The organism is Desulfovibrio aminophilus DSM 12254, from assembly GCF_000422565.1.
Taxonomy (GTDB): domain Bacteria; phylum Desulfobacterota; class Desulfovibrionia; order Desulfovibrionales; family Desulfovibrionaceae; genus Aminidesulfovibrio; species Aminidesulfovibrio aminophilus.
The window spans coordinates 238508-248672 of the sequence record NZ_AUMA01000003.1 but is presented as its reverse complement, the minus strand read 5'-3'; the positions used below and the strand labels follow the sequence as shown (position 1 = coordinate 248672).

The 10165-nt window shown below is 63.3% G+C and carries 7 protein-coding genes; 3 read left to right on the top strand and 4 right to left on the bottom strand.

Annotated elements, in window-relative coordinates:
• Positions 1 to 143 precede the first annotated feature (143 nt).
• On the bottom strand, positions 144 to 1133 hold the full coding sequence (locus tag H587_RS0101295; RefSeq protein ID WP_027174714.1) for a metallophosphoesterase family protein: 990 nt from the start codon (positions 1131 to 1133) through the stop codon (positions 144 to 146).
• A 268-nt stretch (positions 1134 to 1401) separates the two neighbouring features.
• Here H587_RS0101295 and H587_RS0101290 point away from each other — a divergent pair, with 268 nt between their 5' ends.
• The 3 genes from H587_RS0101290 to H587_RS0101280 all read left to right on the top strand — a co-directional run bounded on the left by H587_RS0101290 (position 1402) and on the right by H587_RS0101280 (position 7569).
• Positions 1402 to 2820: an ATP-binding protein gene (locus H587_RS0101290; protein ID WP_027174713.1), complete on the top strand. Its 1419-nt coding sequence runs from the start codon at positions 1402 to 1404 to the stop codon at positions 2818 to 2820.
• A 28-nt stretch (positions 2821 to 2848) separates the two neighbouring features.
• Positions 2849 to 5098, top strand: coding sequence for an acetyl-CoA carboxylase (locus tag H587_RS0101285; protein ID WP_027174712.1), 2250 nt, complete (start codon positions 2849 to 2851; stop codon positions 5096 to 5098).
• A gap of 173 nt (positions 5099 to 5271) precedes the next feature.
• Positions 5272 to 7569, top strand: coding sequence for a GGDEF domain-containing protein (locus H587_RS0101280; RefSeq protein WP_084630311.1), 2298 nt, complete (start codon positions 5272 to 5274; stop codon positions 7567 to 7569).
• A gap of 50 nt (positions 7570 to 7619) precedes the next feature.
• Here the strand turns inward: H587_RS0101280 and H587_RS0101275 are convergent, their stop codons facing one another.
• The 3 genes from H587_RS0101275 to H587_RS0101265 form a co-directional block, all read right to left on the bottom strand.
• Positions 7620 to 8825, bottom strand: coding sequence for a hypothetical protein (locus tag H587_RS0101275; RefSeq protein ID WP_027174710.1), 1206 nt, complete (start codon positions 8823 to 8825; stop codon positions 7620 to 7622).
• Positions 8826 to 8949: 124 nt separating this feature from the next.
• Positions 8950 to 9297, bottom strand: coding sequence for a hypothetical protein (locus tag H587_RS0101270; protein ID WP_027174709.1), 348 nt, complete (start codon positions 9295 to 9297; stop codon positions 8950 to 8952).
• A 13-nt stretch (positions 9298 to 9310) separates the two neighbouring features.
• Positions 9311 to 10162 (bottom strand): 2-oxoacid:ferredoxin oxidoreductase subunit beta, encoded by an 852-nt coding sequence (locus tag H587_RS0101265; RefSeq protein WP_027174708.1) that lies wholly within the window; start codon positions 10160 to 10162, stop codon positions 9311 to 9313.
• Positions 10163 to 10165: the final 3 nt, after the last annotated feature.

The window sequence follows — 10165 nt, the reverse complement described above, 5'->3', positions numbered from 1 at the left end:
GCCCGGCAAAAGACGAGACGACGGACGTCTCGACGAAACGTCCGCCCCACGTTCATGGGGCCATTCCCCGTGTTCGACTTGAATGGAGGCTGTGCCTGGGCGGCGCAGCCAATCCAGGAGCATGTCGACTTTTCGCGAACGCATCAATACGACTTGATGTCGAATCCGTCGATCTGCTCCCAGCCGTGGGCGCCGCGCCCCCAGGCCGTGACCGTGATCGTATCGCCGACCACGTCCACCAATACAAAGCCGTGGCCGCTCCAGAGATGCCAGGAGTCGTCCAACATCAGCTTGTCGAGCTTGGTGGGCTTGCCTCCGGCCGTGGGCGTGATGACCTGCAACATGCCGGACTCGGCGGACGGGTGGGTGCCGGCTTCGACGACCTTGCGGGAATAGAGATGGTCATGGCCGCAAAAATAGACGCGAACGCCACCCCGACTCATGATCTGCCACAGGTCGCACCAGTTTCCGGCGCAGGTCTGCTGGGGATCCAGCGGCGAAAACACCGGGTTGTGGCCGAAGACGAAGCGGTGCTTGGCCTTGGTTTCGACCAGCTTCTCGTCCAGCCAGTTCAGCTGCTCGTCGCGCAGATGCCCACGCCGGGTGTAAACGATGGAATCCATGCTCTTGGGGATATGGTAGGTATCCAGCATGGCGAAGAACGAACCGGAGTCGTGATCTTCAAACGAATAGGCCAGCCCCTCGTAATCTTCGGGACCATTCCGGGGCACATCCGGAAAGGATGAGACGAAGGCGTCCTGCAACCAACGATGCTGCATGCCGAACACACCGTTGACGTAAAGGTCGTGGTTGCCGACCAGCGGCCAGACCGCGATCCCGGCCTCGGCCAAGGGACGCATGGTCCGGATCCACTCGGCGAAATGCGTTCTGCCGTCAGGCTCCCCGGCCACGATGGCCAGATCACCGGTGACCACCACGAAGGACGGTTTGGGGGAAAGCTCCAGGATGCGGCTCTGGACTTCCCGCAGCACCTTCCCGTTGATCACCTGTTCCGTGGACAGGCCCTGAGTGTCGGATATGACCACGAAACGCAGTGCCAAAGACGGGGTCGCCGTCAGGAACAGGAGCAGCAGGAACGCGAACAGCGATCGGAACAGGGCGGCCGGGCGCATGGTCTCCCCCTTGGATGCGGTTGCCGATATCACCCCTTACCACCGTCCTGATCGGAGGCCAAGGGTTTCAGCCAGGCCGAGACTACCTTCAGGAAGCTTTGCCGCAAAAGGCTTCAGGGACGAAATCAAGGAATCCCAATATTCCCGGGACGCTTTTTCAACACCTCTAATTTATTACATTTTCATTACGAAAGAGGCTATTGCCATTCCGGTCAAGAACGGCTATCCCTGGGGCGCTGGAAATTTTTGATCGGAGATCTTCATCGACGTGAGCCGAACCACGCATAAAATTCTCATCGCCAACCGAGGCGAGATCGCCATCCGTATCATGGAAGCCTGCCGCACGCTGGGGCACGAGTTCGTCTGCGTGTATACGCGCGAAGACTCCGACTCCGGCCATGTGGCCCTGGCCCGCCGATGGGGAGGCGACAAGGCGGCCTACCGCATCCACAACTACATCGACGCCGGGGACATCCTGGCCGTGTGCGACGAGGCCGAGTGCACCGCCGTACATCCCGGCTACGGATTCTTCTCGGAGAACTTCCGCTTCGCCCGACGCGTCACGGAGCGGACCCGCTCGATGCTCTTCATCGGACCATCCTGGTGGGTCATCCGCGACCTGGGCGACAAGATCAACACCAAGCGCTTGGCGCGCGGCCTCGGCGTGCCGACCATCCCGGGCTCCGACCGGGCCATCTATGACGAGATGGAGGCCGAGGACATCGCCCGCCAACTCTTCGACTTCCAGGAGCGCCAGGGCGTGGGCCGTCCCACTGTGCTCGTCAAGGCCTCGGCGGGCGGCGGCGGCATGGGCATCGACGAGGTCCATGACATGGACCGTTTCCGCCAGACCTACCGCCGCATCCGCAATTACGCCGCGCGCACCTTCAATGACGAGGGCGTGCTCATCGAACAGCGCATCTTCAACTTCAACCACCTGGAAGTGCAGGTGGTCTCGGACCGCTCGGGCCGCACCCCCGTGCACTTCGGCACCCGCAACTGCTCGGTGCAGAGCCCGGGATTGCAGAAACGCATCGAGGTGGCGCCCGGCTTCTTCCCCCAGGGCATCCAGTATTCCTTCGACGCCGAGAAGGTACTGGACGACATCACCTCCCACTCCCTGCGCATGGCCCGTGAGATCCGCTACGACAACGTGGGCACCTGGGAATGGATCGTGACCCCCAAAGGCGAACCCTTCCTGATGGAAGTGAATACTCGCATCCAGGTGGAGAACGGCGTCTCGGCGGCCATCTCCCGCGTCCGCGGGCAGGCAGGGGTGAACCTCATCCAGGAGCAGATCCGCATCGGCCTGGGCGACCCCTTGGGCTACAGCCAGGAGGACATCACCTTCGAGGGGGTGTCCATCGAGTACCGGATCATCGCCGAGGACACGCAGAACCGCTTCACCCCCTGGGCCGGCCGCATCGAGCGCATGGACTGGAACGCCAAGCCGTGGCTTTCGGTGCATACCCATGTGCCGCGCGGCGAAGTCTATCAGATCCCCACGGAGTATGACCCCAACCTGGCCCTGGCCATTCTCTGGGGCGAGGATCTGGAGCAGGCCAAGACCCGTGGCCTGGAGATCCTGGAATCCTTCCGGCTGGAGGGAACGGACGGCACGGGCTCGACCATGAAATCGAACCTCGACTTCCTCAAGACCAAGACCGGGCGACTGCTCGAATTCTAAGGATCCGCAGACCATGGCATCAGTCTTCATGGACACCGACAAACGCCTGCAGGAACTGACCGAGCGGGTGCGCTACGCCCAAGACATCCTGGGCGACAAACAGAACAAGAAGCTCATGGCCTTCGCCCAGCATCTGGACGAGGTCATGGCCCGCGCGGCCTCGATTTCGGCCGAGGAGCTCCGCGACCAGGCTTCCGCGCTGGAGCAACGGCTTTCCGCCTTGGAGGAGAGCCTCGACCAGCAAATCACGCCCATGGACAAGGTGCGCATCGTCCGCCATCCCCAGCACATCTGCCTCAAGGACATCCTGGAGAACGTCTACGACAACTACACCGAGATCGGCGGCAAGGGCGAGGTGAACATCGACCCGGGCATGTGCATCGCCCGAGCCTACATCACCCGCCGCGTCGGCGACCGGGTCACCAACCACCCGGTCATGGTGGTGGGCCAGGAGAAAGGCCACGGCGAGGAGTTCCGCAACGGCGGCTCCATCAAGCCCTGGGGCAATTCCAAGGCTCTCAAGTACATGAAGGTCGCTGCCCGGGAGAACATCCCCATCCATGCCTACGTCTTCACCCCCGGTTCCTACCCCATCGAGGACTTCCCCGGCGCGGCCCAGCAGATCGCGGAGAACATCTACGAGATGGGCGGGCTGCCCGTGCCCATCGTTTCGGTCATCTGCGAGGGCGGCTCCGGCGGGGCCGAGGCCATCGGCATGGCCGACAGACGTCTCATGCTCTCCCACGGCTACTACTCGGTGATCTCGCCGGAGGGCGCGGCGGCCATCGAAGGGCGCCTGCGCGGCGGTCAGCGCGCCTCGGCGGAACTCATCGAACGCTGCGCCGCGTCCCAGCAGATCACGGCCGAGGACAATCTGCGCAACGGCTACATCGACGGCATCGTGCAGGAACCGCCCCTGGGCGCGCGGCCCGAACACTTCGAATTCTTCAAGCGCCTGCGCGCCGAGGTCATCCGCGCCACCGACGAGGTGGCACTCTCCGTGCGCGGCATGCGCATCTTCCGCCTCGCGGCCATGCGCGCCGGGCGCAACGGCTCCAGCGTGGAAAACATCATCGTGCGCTGGGAGCTTTCCCCCCGGGCCAAGGAGCGGCTCATCTGGCGGCGCTACCGCAAGTATCGCCGCATGGCCCAGCGAGCCTTCGCCGACAACCGCAGCCTGCTGGAGAAGATGGCCTCCGCGCGCATCGGCTTCCTGGCCTCCGCGCACTCGGCCATCCGCTACGACCTGTTCCGCAAGTTCAGGAAGAAAGTCGGCGAATGGACCGAAGACGTGATCGACGACGTCCAAGTGGTCACGGACAAGTTCCGCCGTTTCCGCAAGTCCACCATGGAGAAGCTCGGCGTGGCCGGCGGCCACGGCGGAGCGGACGCCCTGACCAGCCTGTCAGAACCCTCGGCCTGCGCCACGGGCGTGGAGAACTGCGTCAGCTACCTCTCGCCCAAGGCCAAGGAGGATCGGGAAATCAGCTGCCCGCACGCGGACAAACGCGGCTGTCTGGACATCTGGGCCCGCGATCTCTACGGCGAGTTCGGCGGGGCCTGCCCCAACTGCGGGCACCACTTCCCCATGGAATACCAGTGGTACCTGGCCAACGTCTTCGACCCGGACTCCATCCACGAATTCAACAAGAACATCGCCGCGGGCAACCCCACCGGTTTCCCCGGCTTCGAGCAGCGCATAAAGGAGGCCAAGGAGAAGAACGGCATGCAGAGCGCCTGCATGACCTTCTCGGCGGCCATCCACGGCATCCAGCTCACCTGCGCCATGCTCGTGGCAAATTTTCGGGGGGGCTCCGTGGGCGCGGCCGAGGGCGAAAAGTTCATCCGCGCCCTGTCCCTGGCCCGCAAGCGGCACCAACCCTTCCTGGCCTACGTCCACGGCACGGCCGGAATCCGCATCCAGGAAGGCCTCAACGGCCTGATCCAAATGCCCCGCTGCACGCTGGCCGTGCGCCGCTACATCGAGGCGGGCGGCCTGTACATCGTGCTCTACGACACCAATTCCTACGCCGGTCCCGTGGCCAGCTTCCTGGGATGTTCGCCCTATCAGTTCGCAGTGCGCTCGGCGCGCATCGGCTTCGCCGGTCCCGGGGTCATCAAGGAGACCACGGGATTGGACATTCCGCCCAACTACCACAGTGCGCACAGCGCCCTGTCACGGGGGCACATCCAGGACATCTGGGACCGCCGCGAAATCCGCAAAAATCTCCAGCAGGCCTTCCTGACCATGGGCGGCCGCAACCTTTACTACCGCTAAGGCCGCGTCCCGCCGGAAATCCCCGGCGGGACGCCTTCAAAGCGGCACCGAAAAACCTCCGTTCCGTCACCAGCCCGTCACATCCTCCCGCCGAAGCGGCGTTAGGAGGGATGCGATCGCCACACGGGCTTTTCCCGCGTCGGCGTCACATTCCCCAGGACAACGAGGCGGACATGCCCCAGACCATCTTCCATTCCGGGCGACTCTCCCTGCGCGGCAGACAGACCAAGGACGACCGGCGAGACACGCCCCATCCCCCGCTGACCGGCAATCTCCGTCACTCCCCGTCCACCAGCCTGGTTCTTTTCGCGATCCAGGACCACTATCTCTACAGCGAACTGTTCGGAGAGGATCTGGTGCGCCGCATCGAGGACCAGCTCCGGCTGTCGCTTCTGAGCTGCGGCGCGGACTTGGCCCGCGAGGAGGACATCCACTGCCTGACTTCCGAGTCGGGGGAGTATCTCCTGATCTGGCCATCGGCCAAAGATGAAAACCTCGCCGACTTGTCCTACGCCATGAAGATCAAGGCCCAGAACGAGCTGAAGCGGACCATGCTCAAATGGACCGGCCGCGAGGTGGAGCTGGGCATCGGCTTCGCCCGTTTTGAAGCGGGCGGCGCTGGGGATTGGGAGAAACGCTTTTTACAGGCCGTGACCGAGGCCCGGCGCTCGGCCCGCTCGCGCCTGGACCTCTCCAGGCTGGAAATCGCCTCCCGCTTCAACGAACTCCTGCGCTCAAAGGCCGTGAGCGCCTTCTACCAGCCCATCATGGACTTCTCCACGGGCACGATCATGGGCTGGGAGGCCCTGGCCCGCGGCCCGGCGGGCTCCTCCTTCCAGTCGCCGATCATGCTCTTCGAGCTGGCCGAGCAGCTGGAGCGGCTCTTCGCCCTGGAGGAAATCTGCCGGGAAAAGGCCATCATGAATCTGGGCGACATCACCCCGGACCAGAAACTCTTCCTGAACATCCATCCGCGCACCATGGTCGACCCCGAATTCACCCCGGGGAAGACGCTCCAGCTCCTCGAGTTGGCGGGCATGAAGCCTGGCAACATCGTCTTCGAGATCACGGAACGCCACAGACTCCAGGATTTCGGACTCTTTCACCGGACCCTGGAACACTACCGCAGCCAGGGTTTCCAGGTGGCCGTGGACGATGTGGGCGCGGGCTACTCGGGACTCTCCTCCATCGCCGAGATCCAGCCGGACTTCATGAAGATCGACATGTCCCTGGTGACCAACGTGGATCGCGATCCGGTGAAACGAGCCCTGTTGGAGACCATCACCACCTTCGCGGAAAAGATCGGGGCCAAAATCATCGCCGAGGGCATCGAAAACCGGGCGCAGGCCATCTGTCTCCTGGACATCGGCGTACACTACGGTCAGGGCTACTTCCTGGCACGGCCCGCCTTTCCCCGCCCCTGTCTGGCCGTGGAGGCAGACGAACTCAGGCTGGTAGGCGACCTGTCCCAGAAATCGTTCAGCTGCTCCATGCCCGTTGGCAAGCTGGCCGAGGCTCCGCACGCGGTATCGCTGGAATTCCTCGTCTCCGAGGCCCAGCACTTCTTCGAGAAAAACCGTGCGTTTTCCAGCCTGGTGGTGACGAGCGGCGACACGCCCAAGGGCTTGATCATGGAGTACCACCTCAACCGCCAGCTCTCCTCGCAGTACGGCGTGGCCCTGTTCTTCAAGCGGCCGGTGGACTCGGTCATGGACGAGAACCCGCTCGTGGTGGACGAGACCGCGCCCGTGGAGCAGGTGGCCAAGCAGGCCATGCAGCGTGAGCACCTCAAGGCCTACGACGACGTCATCGTGACCAAGAAGGGCAAGCTGTTCGGCGTGGTCACGGTGCAGAGGATCATGAACACCCTGGCCCAAGTCCAGGTAGAGATGGCCAAGGGCACCAACCCACTCACCGGCCTGCCAGGCAACGTGCTCATGGAGCAAGAGATCGAGGCCCGCATCGCCCGCAACAAGGCCTTCAGTCTGATCTACGCCGACCTGGACCACTTCAAGGTCTACAACGACACCTACGGCTTCAAGAACGGCGATCGGATCATCAAACTCGCGGCCGACATCCTCGCCTGGGCGGTGAAGAAGTATGGCCCGGGCGACGCTCGACTCTGCCACATCGGCGGCGACGACTTCGTCATCCTCACCGGAAACGACTCGGCCGAGCCCATCTGCCGGGCCGCGATCCGCTGCTTCAAACGTCTGGTCCGCAACTGCTACTGCCTGGCCGACCGCCAAAAGGGCTGGATCCAGGCCGTGGGCCGCGACGGCATGGAGCGCCAGTTCCCCCTGGTGTCCATCTCCCTGGGCATCATGGAGATCGGCGGCAAGTGCACCCTGCTGGAGATCGGTGAGCGCGCGGCGCACATCAAGAAATACGCCAAGTCCTTTCCGGGCAACTCGTTCGCCCGCGATCGCCGCCCTCCCCTGGGCAGCGAGGAGGCTGCGGCCTGCGCATGAAAAAAGGCGGCCCGAAGGCCGCCCTCCATGACAAGACGTCATGCGCCTTGTCAGACCAGAATATCCACCGAGGCCACGCCCGTCTCCGCAATCGAGGCGGTCGTCTGGGCGTCCAGGGCCTCCTGTTCGGAGGCCTTGCGCTCAGCCTGATCCTTGGCCACGATGGCCCGTAGCGCGTCGAGAATCTTGGCTGCGGTCTCGGTCTGATCGTCCATGTCCGCAACGGCCGACACCGTGGTCAGATAGCCCTTCTTCGGCTTGAAGTTCTCCACGGCCTCCTTGACGTTCTCGTCCATGCTCTCCTTGAGTCCCTTCACCCCGGCGTCGCCGCTCAGGCGGTCGAGCAGGGACTCCAGGCCGGAGCCCAGGGCCTCGGCCATGTCCGGGTCGCCGCCGTGCCGCTCCATGAAGAACGAGCCCAAGGCTTGGTCCATAAAGCCCTGATCCAAGTTTTCGGCCAGATCATCGGGGTTGCCGAAGAAGTCGTCCAGCGTCTCGCTGAAAGACAATTGAATGGACTCAAAGAGATTTTTGAGCGTGGGTTCGTTCTGCGACTCGTAGAGTACGCCCTCCCCCGCCGCATACTTGTTCAATTTTGAAGATTCGGGAATGAAGTCATACTCCTTCAGCAGGGATGCGGCGGTCTCGGCGTCCACATCGGGGTTCTCGCCCAGGCCGAGGAGGTCGTAGCCGATGCTCTTGCCCGTCGGGTCGATGATCCGCAGAGAACGGAAGGACATGGTCAGGGACTGGGTGAAATACTGCCGGGTGTCGTCCAGCACCCCTTCCAATTCGGGCTTCAACGCCTCGGCCAGCTTTCCGCTCTGCTCCCGAAGCAGAGCCAGGGCTCGCGCCCCGTCGTCCTGATTCTGGGCCTCCTGCATCTTTTGGGCGAGGGCCTGCATCTCCTTGGCCAGCCCGCCCTTGAAGCTACCGTCGTTCAATCGGCCTATCAGATCGTCCAAACGGCCTTGGAGATAGTCCGTGGTCTTGCTCACGGCCTCCTGCACGATCCACACGGGTGACTTGGCGTTTTCGCCATCCTGACGCAACTTATCCAACCACCAGTCGGAATTCTGAACAATGCCGGTGTCCTGTCCCTTGCCATAGGCCATCTGGAGTCGGATTTCGCGACTCAGCGTCAACGTATCGTCAGGCAGGGTCAGGGTAGCGCCTGACGTGGGCAGGGACGGCTCGGAGACGGAGGAGGAAGTCGGCAGTTGCGTGACCAGACTCCCGAGCCAATTGATTTCCATGGGCTGCCTCTCGGGTTTCCCATTCCATCGGTAACGGGATGGTTCTTCTTAAGATCAATACAGAAAATAAAGAAACAAAAAGACGGCCCAAAGGCCGCCTTTTCCCCCGCAAGCGGGACACAGTTCAAAAGGTCAGAATGGTCCGGCCCTCGGCCAGATAACGCCCCAAGGCGGGATGGCCGTTCATCTCATCCAGCAGCGGCAGGCCCTCGGCCTGGACAGCCTCCAGGGCCCCCAACTTGGCCGAGCAGGCCCGGCAGGCGCCCTCGATGAGCCCGGCGGCCTTGGCCTTGGCGTAGAGCGTGTGGAAATCCCCCTGGGGGTCGGCCAAGGGGGCCACCAGAGTCACGGACGCGCCCTCAAAGAGAATACGCGCGTCGACACCACGTTCCTTCAGGTTCAAGGCATTCAGAAGCACATGCACGAAACAGAGCAGGTCGCCGCGAAAAGCGACCAGCAAGACCTTACTCATGAGGTTCTCCTTCTCAGGCATAGGACTCCACGATCCGACGCAGCTCGTCACGGTTCAGGCTCCGGGCGGCCAGCGGCCCACGGGTCAGCCCGGGCACGCCCGTCTCGAACGGGGGTCGATCGTTGCGCGCGATCACGCCGATGGGGATGCGCTCCCCGAATTCCAGGGCCTTGTTCATGGCCTGTGAGAAATCCGTGGGATCGTGCTCCGGACCGAGCCTGTAAACTCGTTCCTTGTACCAGGAGAAGGTGTTCAGCTTGTTGAACGAGACGCAGGGCTGGAGAATGTCCACCAGGGCGAAACCCGGATGCCGCACGGCCTCCTGGATGAGCCCGGCCAGGTGATCGATCTCCCCGGAGAACCCCCGGGCCACGAAACCAGCGCGCATGGTCACGGCCACGGCCAGGGGACTGAAGGCCATCGAGGGCTGACCGAAGGGTTGGGCTTTGGTCTTCATGCCCTGCATGGTCGTCGGGCTGGCCTGCCCCTTGGTCAGACCGTAGACTTGGTTGTCGTGGGCCAAAAGCGTCAAGTTCACGTTGCGCCGCAGGGCCGCCAGGAAATGGTTGCCGCCCTCGCCGTAGCTGCACCCGTCGCCGCTCTCCACGATGACGGTCAGTTCCGGGTTGGCGAGACGCGCACCGGTGGCCGCGGGCAGAGCCCGACCGTGCAGGCCGGTGAACATGTTGCAGTTCATATACAACGGAGCCTTGGCCGCCTGGCCGATGCCCGTGACCATGAGCACTTCGTGGGGCGCGAGCCCCAAACCGGCCAGGGCCTTCTTCACGGCCTTGAGAATGGCGTGATTGCCGCACCCCGGGCACCAAGCCGTCTCGTACTGTCCATACTCTTCCACGCTGACCATGGC

Bases quoted from the DNA above. Each gene is read 5' to 3' on its own strand.
- H587_RS0101295 (WP_027174714.1), bottom strand. From the start codon at position 1,133: ATGCGCCCGGCCGCCCTGTTCCGATCGCTGTTCGCGTTCCTGCTGCTC.
- H587_RS0101285 (WP_027174712.1), top strand. From the start codon at position 2,849: ATGGACACCGACAAACGCCTGCAGGAACTGACCGAGCGGGTGCGCTAC.
- H587_RS0101280 (WP_084630311.1), top strand. From the start codon at position 5,272: ATGCCCCAGACCATCTTCCATTCCGGGCGACTCTCCCTGCGCGGCAGA.
- H587_RS0101275 (WP_027174710.1), bottom strand. From the start codon at position 8,825: ATGGAAATCAATTGGCTCGGGAGTCTGGTCACGCAACTGCCGACTTCC.
- H587_RS0101270 (WP_027174709.1), bottom strand. From the start codon at position 9,297: ATGAGTAAGGTCTTGCTGGTCGCTTTTCGCGGCGACCTGCTCTGTTTC.
- H587_RS0101265 (WP_027174708.1), bottom strand. From the start codon at position 10,162: ATGGTCAGCGTGGAAGAGTATGGACAGTACGAGACGGCTTGGTGCCCG.